This is a genomic window from Nonomuraea soli (genome assembly GCF_013761175.1).
In the GTDB taxonomy this organism is placed as follows: Bacteria; Actinomycetota; Actinomycetes; order Streptosporangiales; family Streptosporangiaceae; genus Nonomuraea; species Nonomuraea soli.
In genome coordinates this window covers 851,649-866,657 of record NZ_JACDUR010000005.1, presented here as the reverse complement: position 1 = coordinate 866,657, position 15,009 = coordinate 851,649, and the positions used below count along the sequence as shown (strand labels likewise).

Annotated in this window: 13 protein-coding genes; 7 read left to right on the top strand and 6 right to left on the bottom strand. The window is 71.4% G+C overall.

Annotated features, from left to right (window positions below; all coding sequences use genetic code 11):
- Positions 1–2: 2 nt before the first annotated feature.
- Entirely contained in the window at positions 3–1,016 is a 1,014-nt protein-coding gene (locus tag HNR30_RS27235; RefSeq protein ID WP_220134004.1) for a LacI family DNA-binding transcriptional regulator, read from the top strand.
- Positions 1,017–1,028: 12 nt separating this feature from the next.
- Positions 1,029–2,171, top strand: a complete 1,143-nt coding sequence (locus HNR30_RS27230) for a hypothetical protein (protein ID WP_181612840.1) — start codon at positions 1,029–1,031, stop codon at positions 2,169–2,171.
- Here the strand turns inward: HNR30_RS27230 and HNR30_RS27225 are convergent.
- Complete coding sequence (locus tag HNR30_RS27225; RefSeq protein WP_181612839.1) at positions 2,158–2,775, bottom strand: MBL fold metallo-hydrolase; 618 nt, start codon at positions 2,773–2,775, stop codon at positions 2,158–2,160. The genes HNR30_RS27230 and HNR30_RS27225 overlap by 14 nt on opposite strands.
- A gap of 25 nt (positions 2,776–2,800) precedes the next feature.
- Here HNR30_RS27225 and HNR30_RS48225 point away from each other — a divergent pair, with 25 nt between their 5' ends.
- Genes HNR30_RS48225 through HNR30_RS27205 form a run of 4 tightly spaced genes read left to right on the top strand, consistent with a single transcriptional unit; the run spans position 2,801 to position 8,927 of the window.
- Positions 2,801–5,515 carry a sensor histidine kinase gene (locus HNR30_RS48225; RefSeq protein ID WP_246379201.1) on the top strand — a complete coding sequence of 905 codons (2,715 nt, stop codon included), beginning with the start codon at positions 2,801–2,803 and terminating at the stop codon, positions 5,513–5,515.
- A 10-nt stretch (positions 5,516–5,525) separates the two neighbouring features.
- The gene (locus HNR30_RS27215) at positions 5,526–6,491 is read left to right on the top strand and encodes a methionine synthase (RefSeq protein ID WP_181612838.1); all 966 of its coding nucleotides are present in this window, start codon (positions 5,526–5,528) and stop codon (positions 6,489–6,491) included.
- Positions 6,492–6,543: 52 nt separating this feature from the next.
- A complete protein-coding gene (gene ligA, locus HNR30_RS27210; RefSeq protein WP_181612837.1) occupies positions 6,544–8,718 on the top strand; it encodes an NAD-dependent DNA ligase LigA in 2,175 nt (724 codons plus the stop codon).
- Positions 8,719–8,720: 2 nt separating this feature from the next.
- On the top strand, positions 8,721–8,927 hold the full coding sequence (locus HNR30_RS27205; RefSeq protein ID WP_246379200.1) for an EF-hand domain-containing protein: 207 nt from the start codon (positions 8,721–8,723) through the stop codon (positions 8,925–8,927).
- Here HNR30_RS27205 and HNR30_RS27200 read toward each other — a convergent pair.
- The 5 genes from HNR30_RS27200 to HNR30_RS27180 all read right to left on the bottom strand — a co-directional run bounded on the left by HNR30_RS27200 (position 8,888) and on the right by HNR30_RS27180 (position 12,818).
- On the bottom strand, positions 8,888–9,346 hold the full coding sequence (locus tag HNR30_RS27200; protein WP_312894662.1) for a GNAT family N-acetyltransferase: 459 nt from the start codon (positions 9,344–9,346) through the stop codon (positions 8,888–8,890). The two genes, HNR30_RS27205 and HNR30_RS27200, sit on opposite strands and share 40 nt — an antisense overlap.
- Positions 9,347–9,359: 13 nt before the next feature.
- Complete coding sequence (locus tag HNR30_RS27195; protein ID WP_181612836.1) at positions 9,360–10,154, bottom strand: intradiol ring-cleavage dioxygenase; 795 nt, start codon at positions 10,152–10,154, stop codon at positions 9,360–9,362.
- Between the two features lie 78 nt (positions 10,155–10,232).
- Entirely contained in the window at positions 10,233–11,024 is a 792-nt protein-coding gene (locus HNR30_RS27190; protein WP_181612835.1) for an ABC transporter permease, read from the bottom strand.
- Entirely contained in the window at positions 11,021–11,962 is a 942-nt protein-coding gene (locus HNR30_RS27185; protein WP_181612834.1) for an ATP-binding cassette domain-containing protein, read from the bottom strand. Before HNR30_RS27185 ends, HNR30_RS27190 begins: the two co-directional genes overlap by 4 nt.
- Positions 11,955–12,818, bottom strand: coding sequence for a DUF4097 family beta strand repeat-containing protein (locus HNR30_RS27180; RefSeq protein ID WP_181612833.1), 864 nt, complete (start codon positions 12,816–12,818; stop codon positions 11,955–11,957). The genes HNR30_RS27185 and HNR30_RS27180 overlap by 8 nt, the downstream gene beginning before the upstream one ends.
- Before the next feature lie 147 nt (positions 12,819–12,965).
- On the opposite strand from HNR30_RS27180, the gene HNR30_RS27175 reads away from it, so the two are divergent.
- The gene (locus HNR30_RS27175) at positions 12,966–14,993 is read left to right on the top strand and encodes a putative bifunctional diguanylate cyclase/phosphodiesterase (RefSeq protein WP_181612832.1); all 2,028 of its coding nucleotides are present in this window, start codon (positions 12,966–12,968) and stop codon (positions 14,991–14,993) included.
- The last annotated feature ends 16 nt before the right edge of the window (positions 14,994–15,009 follow it).

The following is a 15,009-nucleotide window of genomic DNA, read 5'->3' as shown; positions in this document are numbered from 1 at the left end:
GCATGCCGGCACGCCGGGCCCGCGGGGTCAGCATCGAGGACGTCGCCCGCGCGGCCGGTGTCTCCCGGCAGACCGTCTCCAACGCGATCAACGCCCCGCAGCGCCTGCGGCCCGAGACCCTCGACCGGGTCACGGAGCTGATCAGGGAGATGGGCTACAGCCCCGACCAGTCGGCGCGCAGCCTGCGTTCCGGCACCCGCCGCATCATCGCCTACACCACTCCCGAGACCGACCCGGCCAACCCCAACGCCCTGATGAGCGGCTTCCTGGAAGCGCTGGTCGCGGCTTCGGGGGAGGTGGGCTACCGGATCCTGCTGGTGCGCCCGCGTCCGGGCCAGCCGCAGGAGAAGGCGATCGACGAGGTGATCGCCGGGGGAGGCGCCGACGCCTTCCTGCTGTCGGACGTGCTCGACGGCGACACCCGCGTCGAGCACCTGGCGGCCGGGGGCTTCCCGTTCGCGGTCTTCGGCCGCACCGGGGCGGGCCTGCCGCAGTCGTGGGTCGACCTCGACTCCGCGCGGGCCATGGCCGACCTGGTCGGGCTGCTGGCCGGGCGCGGGCACCGCCACGTGGGGCTGCTGACCATGAGCCTGGACCAGCCCTGGCTGCGCCACCGCGCCGAGGGTTTCCGCGCCGGGGTGCGCGGCCACGGCCTGACCTGCGTCGAGGCGACCGCCGACGACCCCGAGAGCGCCGTGGCCGCCGGCCGCGAGCTGCTGGGCGGGCGGCCCGCCCCGACAGCCCTGGTCGTGATCGACGACTGGCTGGCTCCGGCCGCCTACGCCGCCGCCCAGGCCGAGGGCCTGGTCGTGGGCGCCGATCTGGCCGTGGCGGGCTTCAACGACATGCCCTACGCGGCGCTGCTCCAGCCGCCGCTGACCACCTTGCGGCTGCCGCTGCGCCGCATAGCCGACGCTCTGGTCGGCCGCCTGCTGACCATCATCGACGACGGCGTGACCCCAGAAACCGGTCTCCTGCTGCCCGGAGAGATCGTCGTGCGGGCCAGCCTGCCGTGATTGGACCATCCCATGCGCATCGCCTCGTCCTCTCACGAGGTCGTGGAACTGTTCGAATGGGCCTGTGAGCGCGCCCTGCGCTGGGCCCACCCCGCCGGCCGCATCGGTGTCGTCGACGCCGACGAGCACCACCCGGAGGGCCGCGGCACCGGCGTCTACCTGGCCTCCTACTGGGCCGGATACGCCCACCGCAGCGGCTTCTACGCACGCGACTTCGCCCACCAGCTGGTCGGCGCGCACCTGCTCGGCCTGCAGGAGGCCAACCTGGCCATGCTGCGCTGCTTCGCCGCCTCGGCCACCGAGGAGCACGGCCACCACCCGGTCTGGGCCTTCAACTTCGACGGCTCCTACCTGGCCATCGACTACCGCGGGCCCGACGCCTTCGTGCGGGAGGCGCCCGCCGTCTACGAGCTGGTCGAGGCGGGCGTGCTCGCCTACCGGTGGAGCGGCGAGCGCGCCTTCCTCGACGACCCGGTGCTGCGCGGCTTCTACCGCGACGCCATGGAGACGAAGCCACGGGTCGGCGGCGCGAGCATCTTCGACGGCGTGGCCTCCTACAACGAGCTGCCCGGCGAGGTGCTGGCCGAGGCGGGTGACATGATCGCGTCGGAGTACGCCGCCTGCCTGGCCACCGGCCGGGTCGAGCGCGCCCTGGCGTTGCGCGAGCGCTTCGCCCGCGAATGGACCGGCAGCGGGGCGAGCCAGATCAGGGGCTTCACCCCCGACGGGCGGCCGGTGACCGGCTGGGGGCGGGAGAACAGCTGGTTCATGCCGCTCAAGGGCATCATGGCCGAGCCCCATGCCTACCTCGACTACATCGACGAGCAGGCATGGGGACCGGGACGGCCGGCGAACGTCGAGGCGCTCACCTACCTGCCCGACACCTTCTTCCGCCACGGGCGCCTCGACCAGGGCTGGGCCTGGATGCGGGAGATCTTCGCCGTGCGCGACCTGCCGCACGTGGCCGGCGGGCGCAACGGCGACTACCCGGAGGTCTCGTTCACCCTGGTCAGCCAGGTCGTGGAGGGCCTGCTCGGCCTCAGACCCGACGGCACCGTACGGTCAGGCCTGCCCGAGGGGATCGACTGGCTGGAGGTCTCGGGCATCCCGGTCGGCGGCAAGGAGATCACCGTGAGCAAGGTCAGCTCAGCGTGACCGACTCCCCGGGCTTGATCCTGCGCATGTCGGCGCCCTGCTTGTCGGCCTCCAGCTGCAGCCACCGGTCGACCAGCCCCAGGCCGGCCTCGCTGTAGAGGGCGTCATGGGTGGAGTAGGCGCGGGCGGGCCTGACCGTGCGCAGATACTCCACCATCTCGGCCAGCTTCATCCACGGCGCGCCCGTCGGCACCAGCAGGGTGCCGACGGAGGCGTCCGGGACGGTGAGCGCGTCGCCGGGGTAGAACAGCTCGTCGTCGACCAGGAAGCCGACGTTGTCGATGACGGGCTGGTCGGGGTGGTTGGCGGCGTGCCACTCGCCGAACACCCTGACGCCGAACCCGGCGGCCTCGAAGGTGTCGCCGTGCCGTACGGCCTGGCCCTTGACGCCCTCGTCGATCACCCCCGCGCAGGTCCAGATGGGGATGTCGAGACCGGAGAGCCTGTCGACGTCGACGTGGTCGAAGTGGGCGTGCGTGATCAGCACGGCGTCGGCTCCGGCCAGAGCCTCCGGCTCGGGGGTGAACACACCGGGGTCGATGACGAGGACCTTGCCGTCTTTCTCCACCCGCCAGCAGGCGTGACCGTATTTGGTGAGCTTCATCCTGCTGACGATAGTCTCCGACCTCATGCGCGGGTTACGACGGGCGGCCGTCTACGGGATGGTGGCTGGTGTGGTCGCGGCCGTCTATTTCGGGCTGCTCGCCGTCTCCGTGGACGGGCTGGTGGCCGCTCTGGCGGCCGGGGCCCTGTTCCATCCGGTACGGCAGCGCCTGCGGCCTCTGTTCGGCGTCGAGCGGGATCCCTACCGGCTGGCCGATCGGCTCTCGCGCAGCGTTCAGGCGGCGAGCGGGCCGGGGGAGGCGCTGGCCTCCGGCGCGGTGGCGATCAGGCAGACGCTGGGCGCCGCCGGCGTGCTCGTCGAGGTCGACGGGTCGGCGGCTGTCGCCGACGGCTCCCTGGAGGGGGAGGCGCACGAGACGAAGCTGGTCTGGCACGGGCTCGCGGTCGGACGCCTGACCGTCGTGGGCGAGCGTCCGGATCCCGCGCTGGTCGACAGCCTGGCCAGGCACCTGGCCGAGGTGGCGCACGCCGTCCGGCTCACCGAGGACCTGCGGGGCGCCCACGAGCGGTTGCTGGCCGCCCGTGAGGAGGAGCGCGGGCGGTTGTTGCGCGTCCTGCAGGACGGGCTGGGGGTGACGCTCACGGGCCTGGTCGATCTGCTCGGCCGGGCACGGGGCAGTGCCGATGCCGGTGAGCTGCTGCTGACCGCGCGGACCAGGCTGGCCGATGCCGTCGAGCGCGTGCGCGACCTGGTCTACGGCATGCATCTGCCCGACCCCCGGCCGCCCGCGCCCCGGCGCCCCGGCCAGCAGGCGGCGGCGAGAGTCCACGACGCCGAGTCCTCCTGGTCGCCCCGTCGCCGCGCGGTCGTCGTCACGGCCTGGGCGGGAGCGCTCTGCTCCAACCTGGCGGTCGCGGCGGCGGCCTGGTTCGCCTGGCGCACCGACTGGGCGGTCCTCATGCAGCCCATCGATCCCATCGGCACCCTGTTCCCGCCGGCCGGCGCCTTCCTCATCACCTACCGCCCGCGCCTGGTCGTCGCGTGGCTCATGTGGAGCGGCGGCCTGGTCTGGGCGTTGTACTCCCTGGCGTTGTGCGCCTCCCACTGGATGCACCTGGCCGATCAGGGCAACCCGGCCTACGTCCCGCTCGCGTGGTTCTCGGTCTGGGCCTGGGTGTTCCCGGTCACCACCTTCAGCGGTTTCCTGCCGATGCTGTTCCCCGACGGGCGGCTGCCCTCCGCCCGATGGCGGCCGGTGTGGTGGGGCCTCGTCGTCCTGTGCGCCGGCCACTCGACGCTCATGGCGCTGATGCCCAACCCGGAGCTGGAGATCAAGCTGCCGCTCGACAACCCCGTCGGCGTCGAGGCGCTGGGCGGGCTGCCGTGGCTGGTGGAGACGCACATCGGCTGGGTCATGGTGCCGCTGTACTCGCTCGCGGTGCTCTCCCTGGCCTTCCGCTACCGGGCGGCGGGCCGGGAGGTCCGCGGCCGGATCGTCTGGTTCGTCGGGACGATGGCGGCCTACATGGCGTTCTGGGTGGCCAGGGTGGTGTTCGCCGACGACTCGGGCGACGTGGTGCTGGTCGCCATCCAGTTGCTGCTGCTCGCCGGGGCGCCGATCTCGATCGTCGCGTCGGTGGTGCGGCACGGGTTCTACGGCATCCGCGTCGCCCTCAACAGAACCCTGGTCTACGTGGCGCTCGCCGCCCTGCTGGCGGGCGCCTACACCATCATGATCTGGGCGGGCGACCGGCTGGCGGGCGGTTACGGGCCCGTCGCCGGCCTGGCGGCCACGCTGGCGGTGGGCGCGGTGTCGCATCCGCTGCGTGTACGGCTGGAGGGGATGGTCGACCGGGCCTTCGGTGTCGAGCGTGACCCCTACAGGGCGGCCGACCGGCTGAGCCGTACCAGCCAGCAGGCCGAGAGCCCGGCCGAGGCGCTGGCCAGCGCGATCAGGCTGCTGCGCTGGTCCACCAACGCCCGTGGCGTGGCCGTCGAGGCGGGGGAGGAGCGCTACTCCGACGGCCGCCTGGGCGCCCGGCCGCGCAGCCTGCCGCTGTCGTGGCAGGGCGAGTCGGCGGGCACGCTGCTGGTGTCCGGCGGCGTCGGGACCGGCAGGGAGCAGCTCACGGTGATGGCCAAGCACCTGGCCGAGCTGGCTCACGCCGTACGGCTGGCGGAGGATCTACGGCGTTCGCGTGAACGCATCAGGGCCACCCGCGACCAGGAGCGGCGCCGCCTGGCCAGGGAACTGCACGACGGCCTGGGCCCGGCGCTGACCGGGGTGGTCATGATGCTCGACGCGGCACGCCGGGCGCCCGACCCGGCCCTGCTGGAACGTACCCAGGACGAGCTGCGCGCGACGGTGGTGTCGGTGCGGTCGCTGGTGGCGGGGCTGCGCCCGCCCGTCCTGGACGATCTGGGGCTGGAGTGCGCGCTGCGTGAGGCGGCGGACGTCCCCGGAGTGGAGGTGGATCTCGTGGTCTCGGCGGGCGAGCTGCCGCCGGAGGTGGAGCTGGCCGCCTACCGGATCGTGCTGGAGGCTCTGACCAACGTGCGGCGCCACGCCGGTGCCACCCGCGCTGTCGTACGGCTCAGCGGCGAGGACGGCGTGCTGCGCGTCCGCGTCGACGACGACGGCGCCGGCCTGCCCTCGTCGGCGGTGCCGGGCGTCGGCCTCACCTCGATGCTGGAGCGTGCCACGGAGGTGGGCGGCTCGTGCGCGGTGGAGCCGCGGCCGGGCGGAGGCACGTCCGTGGAGGCCCGGCTGCCGCTCTAGGCTGGGGGCCATGTTCTCCTCCACCGGCATCGGGTCGCATCCCGGCGAAGATCACCTCGAAGCGCTGCGTGTCGTCTTCGGCGAGGTCCCCGGCCTGCCGTACCTTCCCGAGCTGCCCGCCCGGGGCGTGGGCGCTGACATGATCGGGCGGACCGCGGGCCTGCTGGTGGAGCTGCCGGTCGAGGTGCAGCCGTCCGGGTGGCGGCTGACCGGGCGGCCGGGGCGCGACCACCGGCGGGCGCTCGACCACCTCTCGCGTGACCTCGACGGGCTGGAGGAGATCGGCCACGCCTACCAGGGGCCGCTGAAGCTCCAGGTGGCCGGGCCATGGACCCTGGCGGCCTCGATCGAGCTGCCCCACGGCGACAAGGTGCTGTCCGACCCGGGCGCCGTGCGAGACATGACCGCGTCGCTGGCCCAGGGCGTGGCCGACCACGTGGCCGCGGTGCGCCGGCGCCTGCCCGGGGTGACCGAGGTGGTCCTGCAGCTCGACGAGCCGTCGTTGCCGGCGGCGCTGCGCGGCACCGTGCCGACGGCCTCCGGCTTCGGGCGGCTTCGGGCGATCGAGGAGCACGTGGTGGTCGAGTCCCTCAAGGGATTCGACCGGCCCGTGGTGCACTGCTGCGCGCCGAACGTGCCGATCAGGGCGCTTCGTGTGGCGGGGGTGCGCGGCATCTCGATGGACACCTTCGTCATGAGCAGGCGCGACGAGGACGCGATCGGCGAGGCGGTCGAGGCGGGGGTGCTGTTCTTCCTGGGCGTGGTGCCGGGCGTCGACACCGTGCTGCCCAAGCCCGCCAAGGTGGCAGAGCCGGCGTTGCGCCTGTGGGACCGGCTGGCCTTCGATCCGGTACGGCTGGCCGAGCAGGTCGTGCTGACGCCCTCGTGCGGGCTGGCGGGCGCCACGCCGGGATATGCCAGGCAGGCGCTGATCGCGGTGCGCAAGGCGGCGGAGGTCCTCGCGGACCGCGATTAAAGCCGAGGTCGAGCACGCTGTACGTGTCGGTGCGCCGAGATAGTTTGGCCTCATGACGAGTGAGGTCCCCATCGAGGCGAGGAAGCGCCACGCCGAGCTGAGCGAGCTGATCGACGACGCGCGCTGGAAGTACTTCGTGCTCGACGCCCCCGTCGTGACGGACGCGACGTTCGACACGTGGTACCGCGAGCTGGTGAAGCTGGAGGAGGACCACCCCTCCCTCCAGACCCCCGACTCCCCGACCCAGAAGGTCGCGCCGGTCTCGACGGACTTCGCCAAGGTCGAGCACCTCCAGAAGATGGAGAGCCTCGACAACGCCTTCAGCGCCGACGACATGGGCGCCTGGCTGACCAGGGCGGAGCGGCTGGCGGAGGGCGACGCCGGGCCGTACCTCTGCGAGCTGAAGATCGACGGCCTGGCCGTCGCGCTCGTCTACCGCGACGGCAGGCTGGAGCGCGGCGCCACGCGCGGCGACGGGCGGGTCGGCGACGACGTGACCGCCAACGTGCGCACGATCAAGGGCATCCCGCACCGCCTCAAGGGCGACGGCGTGCCGTCGCTGGTGGAGATCCGCGGCGAGGTCTACATCCCGGTCGACGATTTCAGGAGGCTCAACGAGCAGCTCGTCGCCGAGGGCAAGCCGCCCTTCGCCAACCCGCGCAACGCCGCGGCGGGCACGCTGCGCCAGAAGGACCCGCGCGTCACCGCCCAGCGGCCGCTGGCCATGCTGGTCCACGGCATCGGCGTCTGGGAGGACGGCGGGCAGCCGCCGCAGTCGCAGTCGGCGATCTACGACAGGCTGCGCGAGTGGGGCCTGCCGGTGAGCGACCTGTACAAGGTCGTCCCGGGGCTGACGGAGATCGTCTCCTACATCGACTACTACGCCGAGCATCGCCACGACCCGGCCTACGAGATCGACGGCGTGGTGGTCAAGGCCGACCGGTTCCGCGTGCAGCGCGAGCTGGGCTCGACCTCGCGGGCGCCGCGCTGGGCGATCGCGTTCAAGTACCCGCCGGAGGAGGTCAACACCAAGCTCCTCGACATCCAGGTGGGCGTCGGGCGCACCGGCCGGGTGACGCCGTTCGCGGTGATGGAGCCGATCGTGGTCGCCGGATCGACGGTCGAGCGGGCGACGCTGCACAACGCGGCGATCGTCGAGAAGAAGGGCGTGCTGATCGGCGACACGGTCGTGCTGCGCAAGGCGGGCGATGTGATCCCCGAGATCGTGGGGCCGGTCGCGGAGCTGCGCAACGGCTCGGAGCGGGCGTTCGTGATGCCGACCGAGTGCCCGGCCTGCGGCACGACCCTGGCCTACGAGCGGGAGGGCGACGCCGACCTGCGCTGCCCCAACGCCCGCAGCTGCCCCGCGCAGCTGCGCGAGCGGGTCTTCTTCGCCGCCGCGCGCAAGGCTCTCGACATCGAGGGCCTGGGTTATGTCGCGGCGACCGCGCTGACCCAGCCCGTCGAGGGTCAGGAGCCGGTCGTGCGCACCGAAGCCGACCTGTTCGAGCTCACGCTCGACAAGCTCGTCCCGATCCGCTCCATCGTCCGCGACCAGGAGACCGGCCTGCCCAAGCCCGACCCCAAGACGGGTGAGGTGAAGGTGGTCTCGCTGTTCTCCAACCTCAACGGTGAGCCGTCGCAGGGCGCCCTGCGCCTGATCGACGAGCTGGAGAAGGCCAAGGACAAGGAGTTGTGGCGGGTGCTGGTCGCGTTCTCGATCCGGCACGTCGGTCCGCCCACCGCCGTCGACCTGGCCGGCCACTTCCGCTCCGTCGACGCCATCATGAACGCTTCGGAGGAGGAGCTGGCGGCGGTCGAGGGCATCGGGCCGCGCGTCGCCGCCACCGTCAAGGAGTGGTTCGAGGTCGACTGGCACCGCGAGATCGTCGAGCGGTGGCGGGCCTCGGGGGTGCGCATGGAGGACGACGGTCCCGCCCCCGTCAAGGGCCCGCAGACGCTCGAAGGCCTGACCTTCGTCGTCACGGGGTCGCTGGAGGGCTACACCCGCGACTCCGCCGCCGACGCGCTGACGAGCCGGGGCGGGAAGGTCTCCGGTTCGGTGTCGAAGAAGACCTCGTTCCTCGTGATGGGGGAGAATGCCGGGTCGAAGTATGACAAGGCGGTCTCCCTGGGCGTGCCGATCCTCGATGAGGCGGGGTTCGGCGTCCTGCTGGAGCAGGGACCGGAGGCTGCCGCCGAAGTCGCGATCAAGGAAGAGGCCTGACCATGGAAGTGACGGCGGAGCGCCTGGCTGAGCTGAAGCAGCTCTTCGAGGAGATCGACCAGAGCGGCGACGGGCAGATCAGCCAGGCGGAGTTCCTGCGGAAGTTCCCGCAGATCGGCCCGGAAGGACTGGCCGCGCTGTCGGGTTCCGCCGACGCCGACGGCGACGGTCAGATCTCCTTCGAGGAGTTCGTCCGGCTGCTGGGCTGAAGGCTCATGTAGACGTCGACCGGGTCCTGGGAGTCGACGACGAAGCCGTGCCGCTCGTACAACCGGCGAGCGGCACTGCCCTGCAGCACGTTGAGCCGGATCCGGTGCCCGTCCAGCCGCGCGAGCAGGCTGTCGAGTACGGCGGAGCCGATGCCCCTGCCCTGCAGGGCGGGGGAGAGGTAGAAGTGCTCCAGCCACCAGCCGTCCTCACCGGGGCGCAGGGTGACGGAGCCCGCGGGCTCGCCGTCGACGACGATGATCGAGGTGTGCTCGGGCGAGAACGTGTCGTGCATGCGCCGCCGTACCCTCTGGCCGTCGTATCTGCCCAGGCGTTCCAGGTCGGGGCGGAGGACCTCGGCGCGCAGCTCGGCCAGGAAGTCGACATCGGTTTGGTGGGCTTTGCGGAGGTTCCAGGTCACCTGACCGATTATTTCAAGGGCTGACGCCGAAAATCGCCACGGCCTGGTAGCCGTCGCCGTCCTCGGCCACGACCGTCATCGTGCTCTCGCCGGCGATGCCGTCGTCGTCGTTGAACGTGTCGCGCTCGCCCTGCGCGGCATAGGGCTGCTGCTTGAACACCTCGGTGTTGAGGTCCTCGGGGAAGATCACCTGGGTGGTGAGCGTGCGCCGGCCGCCGACGTGGACCATGGCGTGGATGTGGACCGTGCGGCCTCGGTACCAACCGGGCCAGATCGTCGTGAACCGGACGATGCCCTCCTTGTCGGTGACCTGGGCGCCGCGCAGGTAGCGCTTGTCGTCCTGAGGCTCCAGGTCGCCGCCTCCCATGCCGCCGCCGCCTTCGCCGCGCGACATCGCCTCCGCGCCCGAGTAGAGCCCCGCCGCGTCGCAGTGCCAGATCTCGACCACCGCGTCGGGGATCGGCGTGCACGCCTCGCCGTCCTGGACCTTGATCGCGACCGCCAGCCGTACCCCCTGGCGGTCCTCGCGGATGTCGCTGCGCACCTTGTCGGCGTCGAAGTAGTAGGGGCCCTGCGTGGTGGCCTCCGTGAGCGTGCAGGTGCCCGCCCGGGCGAACAGGGCGTCAAGGCCGGTGGCCGGCGCCGTCTGCGGGGTGATGGAGGCGGTGCCCTCGGTGGTCGCCACGGCCGAGGGCGTGCCCGCCTCGCCGGAGCAGGCGGTCAGGATCGCGCCCAGGCCGATCGAGCCGATGCCGGCGATGATGCGCCTGCGGCTGACGCGCTGGCCTTCGTGATGGTCGGCTGTCATGCCTTCGAGGCTAGGAACCGCGGCTGAGAAACGGGTGAAGGCCACAGCTCGCGCAGCTGTGGCCTTCCTGAGAATCGTCTAGCTGACCGAGCGCTTGTAAAGGCGCGTGGCCAGGGGCACGAACACCAGCAGGAGCACGACCGACCAGCCCAGCGTGGCAAGGAGCGGGTTCTGCAGCGGCCAGACGTCCGGCACGGGCAGCGCCGAGCTGGTGTTGCCGAACAGCTCCCGCAGCGCCTGGGTGACCGCGGAGACCGGGTTCCACTCGGCGATGGCCTGCAGGGGACCGGCCAGGCGGCTGCTGTCGATGAAGATGTTCGACAGGAACATGATCGGGAACGTCACGATGGTGGCGATGTTGTTGAACACCTCGGGGGTGCGCAGCGCCAGCGCCACGGTGGCGGTCACCCACGAGAAGGCGTAGGCGAAGAACAGCAGGACGGCGAAGGCGGTGATCGCCTCCAGTGGCGAGCCGTTGATGCGCCAGCCGACCAGCAGGCCCATCAGCGACATGACGAGGATGCTGGCGGCGTTCATCAGCACGTCGCCCAGGGTCTGCCCGGTCAGCACCGCCGACGGCGCCATCGGCAGGGTGCGGAACCTGTCGAAGATGCCCTTCTGCAGATCGAGCACGAGCGTGTAACCGGTGATCTGGGAGCTCATGACCACCGTCTGCACGAAGATGCCGGGGATCATGTACTCCGCGTAGGACATGCCGGGAATCTCGATCATGGCGCCGAAGACGTAGACGAGCATCAGCACGAACACGATCGGGAAGGTCACCACGCTGCCGAGCAGGTCGGGGGTGCGCTTGATCTTGATGACGTTGCGCTTGGCGATGGTCAGGCCGTCGGCCAGGGCGGTGCTCACGTGGTCACTTCTCCAGTCAGGGTGAGGAAGACGTCGTCGAGGGTGGGGCGGCGCAGACCGGCGTCCCGTACGGCGATGCCGTCGGCGGCGAGCTTGCCGAGAGCGGTCGTCAGCGAGGCGGCGCCCTGCGTGACGGGCATGGTCATGCGAAGGGCCTCGCGGTCGAGGCTGGGCTCGCCCGCCGAGAGCGGAGCCAGGAGGCGCAGGGCCTGCTCGAAGTCGCTCCCGCTGGTCACCGAGAGCTCGATGCGGTCGCCGCCCACCTGGTCCTTGAGCTGGTCGGCGGTGCCCCGGGCGATGACCTTGCCGTGGTCGACCACGGCGATGGAGTCGGCCAGCCGGTCGGCCTCCTCCAGGTACTGCGTGGTGAGCAGCAGGGTGGTGCCACCGCGCACCAGCTCGGCGATGACGTCCCAGAGGGCGATGCGGGCGCGGGGGTCGAGGCCGGTGGTGGGCTCGTCGAGGAAGAGCACCGGCGGCTGGGCGACCAGCGTGGCGGCCAGGTCCAGGCGCCTGCGCATGCCTCCCGAGTAGCCCTTGACCGGACGGTCGCCCGCCTCGGCCAGGTCGAAGCGGTCCAGGAGCTCCCTGGCCCGTTGCCTGCTGCGCCTGGCGCCCAGGTGGTAGAGCCTGCCGACCATCTCCAGGTTCTCGGCGCCGGTCAGGTGGTCGTCGACCGCGGCGTACTGCCCGGAGGCGCCGATGACCTTGCGCAGCTTGGGGGCCTCGCGCACGACGTCGTATCCGGCGACCCTGGCCTGGCCGGAGTCCGGTCTGATCAGGGTCGTCAGGATGCGGACGGTGGTGGTCTTGCCCGCGCCGTTGGGTCCGAGCAGGCCCAGCACGGTGCCCTCCGGCACGACCAGGTCCATGCCGTCGAGCGCGGTGTGCTTGCCGTAGGTCTTGACCAGGCCGGTCGCTTCGATGGCGTTAGCCATGGGGGAGCTCCTTGGTGGAACGGTGGATGTGGATGTCGCCGTAGCCGGTGCGGGCGCGCACCTCGACGGCGTCTTCTGCCTGCGTGAGGGTGCGGGGGTCCATCTCCATGCGCACGGCTCCGTAGGTGGAGTCGATGTCGAGCCAGGTGGCGCTGCCCTGCCGCACCCCGACGTCGATGGAGCCGTTGGCCGTCTCCAGCTGGACCACGCCGCTGACGACCTCGTCGACGCGCACGTGGCCGTTGGCGGTCTTGACGGTGACGTTGCTGAGCGCCCGTCCGATGGTGATGCCGCCGCTGGCGGTGTTGACCCGCAGGTCGTCCTCGACGAGGTCGACCGCGGTCTCGCCGCTGGTGTTCTTGATCACAGCCGGTCCGGCGATCGAGCCGGCGTGGATGGTGCCATAGCCGGCGTCGAGGTCGGCCTTGCCGGAGATCCGGCCGACGGCGATGTCGCCGTAGCCGGCGCGGGCGCACAGCCGCCCGGTCTCGTCGGCGGCGATGTCGCCGTAACCGGATTCCAGGCGGCAGTCGCCGAGCCTGCCCTCGCAGCGCAGCAGGCCGTGGATGACGGCGTCGACGCTGGAGCCGGCCGGCAGTTCGACCAGCACGTCGACGGTGCCGATCCTGCCGAACAGGGAGTCGATGAGACCCGGCGTGAAGGTCTTGACGCCGAGCGTGCCACCGGCGAACTCGACGCGGGCCCCCGCGGCCGCGTCGCGGTCGATCGTGCTGCCGGGGTTCTTCGGTTGCAGTCGCACCACGGTGTCGGTGCGGTCGCTCGCGCGGACTCTCAGGTCTCCCAGCGCGAGCTCGACGATCACGTGGATCGGATCCGGAGTCTCGTAAGCGGGCATGGCTCCACTATGGAGTCACAATGGTGCCATGTCAACTCCACATTGGTGCCAACTGGCAAGAAGTGACGGAACGTACCCGACTGGTTTCGCGAAGTGGAGCAAAGGCCGTACTCTCCCTTAGAGAACTCATGGGGGTTGAAGTTTTCGATGACCGACCCGAATGACACCCGCGACACGGGACCACGCGCAGGCACGCCCCTGTGGGGCTACCTGGCCGCGGTGACCGTGATCGGTCTCACCGCGCTCGCGGTGGGCCAGGTGCGCCTGGGCTCCGCCGAGCTGGCGGAGCTGGCGCGCTCACCGCTGTTCTGGGTGCTCGGCGTCCTGGTCGTCCTGGGCGAACTGCGCCCGGTCATGCTGTCGTCGCAGACGATGGTCGGCGGCACCTACCCCTCCACCATGTTCACCTTCGCCGTCCTGCTCCACTTCGGACTGCCGGTGGCCGCGCTCATGCAGGCCGTGGCGGTGATCGTCAACGGGATGGCCACCCGCAAGGCCTGGCACCGCGTGACCTTCAACACCGCCCAGTCCACGCTCGCCCTGACCGCCGCCGCGGTGGTGCTCGGCCTGTTCGGCATCGTGCCCACCCCGGACGACCCCTGGGTGCCCGGCGGCTCGTCGCTGGTGGCCATCGCGGTGGCGGGAACCGCCTACTTCACCACCCGCGGCCTGCTCGTCAGCGGCGCCGTCGCGCTGCACGAACGGCGATCGATCGTGCGGGTGCTGCGCGCCTCCATCGGACCGCAGGCACTCGTCTACTCCGGGCTCCTGGGACTGGCGCCCCTGGTCGTCGTCGTCATGGAGTCGTCGCCCACGCTCGTGCCGCTGTTCGTGGCGCCCCTCGTCGCCGTCTACTTCACCGCCACGCTCTCCATGCGCCGCGACCACCAGGCCATGCACGACGAGCTCACCGGCCTGCCCAACCGCAAGCTGCTCGCCGTCGCCACCGAGGAGGCCCTGGCCGAGGCGCGCGAAGGGGAGAAGGTCGGCTTCTTCCTCATGGACACCCACGGGCTCAAGCAGATCAACGACACGCTCGGCCACCCCGTCGGCGACCGGCTGCTGCAGACCATCGCCCACCGGCTGACCCACACCGTACGGCCCGGCGACGTGGTCGCCCGGCTCGGCGGCGACGAGTTCGCGGTGCTGCTGCCCAAGGTGCGCGACATCCAGGCCGCCCGCGAGGTGGCCGCCAGGCTGAGGGTCGCCCTGACCGAGCCGATCCGGCTGGAGGGCATGTCGTTCGACCTCGACGGCTCCGTGGGCATCGCCCTCTACCCCGACCACGCGCCCGACTTCGAGCTGCTGCTGCAGCGCTCCGACGTCGCCATGTACCAGGCCAAGCAGGCACGCACCGGCGTCGAGTTCTACCAGGCCGACAAGGACCGCAACTCGCCCGAACGGCTCTCGCTCTTCGGCGACCTGCGCAGGGCGCTGGAGAACCGCCAGCTGCGCCTGCACTACCAGCCCAAGGTCGACCTCGAAGACGGGCGGGTGCGCGGCATGGAGGTGCTGCTGCGATGGCGCCACCCCGTGCGCGGGCAGGTCGCGCCCTCGGAGTTCATCCCGCTGGCCGAGCAGTCGTACCTGATGCGGCAGCTGACCGAATACGTCATCGAGGGAGCGCTGGAGCAGGCCGCACGCTGGTGGCACACCGGGCTGCGCGTGCAGATCGCCGTCAACGTCTCCGCGCGCGACCTGCTCGACTCCGCGCTGCCCGACCAGCTCGACGTGGGGCTGGCCCGCTACCGGCTGCCGCCCGACGCCATCCAGCTGGAGGTCACCGAGCGCGTGCTGACCGGCGAGCAGGCGCACGACACCATCAAGGCGCTGGCCGCGCTCGGCGTTCCGCTCTCGCTCGACGACTTCGGCACCGGGTACTCCTCCCTGATCAGGCTGCAGCGGCTGGCCGTCTCCGAGGTCAAGATCGACGCGTCGTTCGTCAGCCGCATCGTCGACTCCCAGGACGACGAGCGCATCGTGCGCTCCATCGTCGACCTGGTGCGCTCGCTCGGGCTGCGCTCCGTCGCCGAGGGAGTCGAGTCCGACGACGTCGCCAAGCGCCTCATCGCCATGGGGTGTGACATGGGGCAGGGCTGGCTGTTCTCACAACCCATGTCGGCGGCCGACGCCACCGTGTGGTTGCGCTCGCACGCCGATTCCGTGTTCGTCTGACGGGTAGCGGACCGGC

Excerpts from the sequence above, each read along its gene's own strand:
- HNR30_RS27180 (WP_181612833.1), bottom strand. The coding sequence starts at position 12,818 with ATGCCCGCTTACGAGACTCCGGATCCGATCCACGTGATCGTCGAGCTC.
- HNR30_RS48225 (WP_246379201.1), top strand. The coding sequence starts at position 2,801 with ATGCGCGGGTTACGACGGGCGGCCGTCTACGGGATGGTGGCTGGTGTG.
- HNR30_RS27175 (WP_181612832.1), top strand. The coding sequence starts at position 12,966 with ATGACCGACCCGAATGACACCCGCGACACGGGACCACGCGCAGGCACG.
- HNR30_RS27185 (WP_181612834.1), bottom strand. The coding sequence starts at position 11,962 with ATGGCTAACGCCATCGAAGCGACCGGCCTGGTCAAGACCTACGGCAAG.
- HNR30_RS27235 (WP_220134004.1), top strand. The coding sequence starts at position 3 with ATGCCGGCACGCCGGGCCCGCGGGGTCAGCATCGAGGACGTCGCCCGC.
- HNR30_RS27205 (WP_246379200.1), top strand. The coding sequence starts at position 8,721 with ATGGAAGTGACGGCGGAGCGCCTGGCTGAGCTGAAGCAGCTCTTCGAG.
- HNR30_RS27225 (WP_181612839.1), bottom strand. The coding sequence starts at position 2,775 with ATGAAGCTCACCAAATACGGTCACGCCTGCTGGCGGGTGGAGAAAGAC.
- HNR30_RS27230 (WP_181612840.1), top strand. The coding sequence starts at position 1,029 with ATGCGCATCGCCTCGTCCTCTCACGAGGTCGTGGAACTGTTCGAATGG.
- HNR30_RS27215 (WP_181612838.1), top strand. The coding sequence starts at position 5,526 with ATGTTCTCCTCCACCGGCATCGGGTCGCATCCCGGCGAAGATCACCTC.
- HNR30_RS27195 (WP_181612836.1), bottom strand. The coding sequence starts at position 10,154 with ATGACAGCCGACCATCACGAAGGCCAGCGCGTCAGCCGCAGGCGCATC.
- ligA (WP_181612837.1), top strand. The coding sequence starts at position 6,544 with ATGACGAGTGAGGTCCCCATCGAGGCGAGGAAGCGCCACGCCGAGCTG.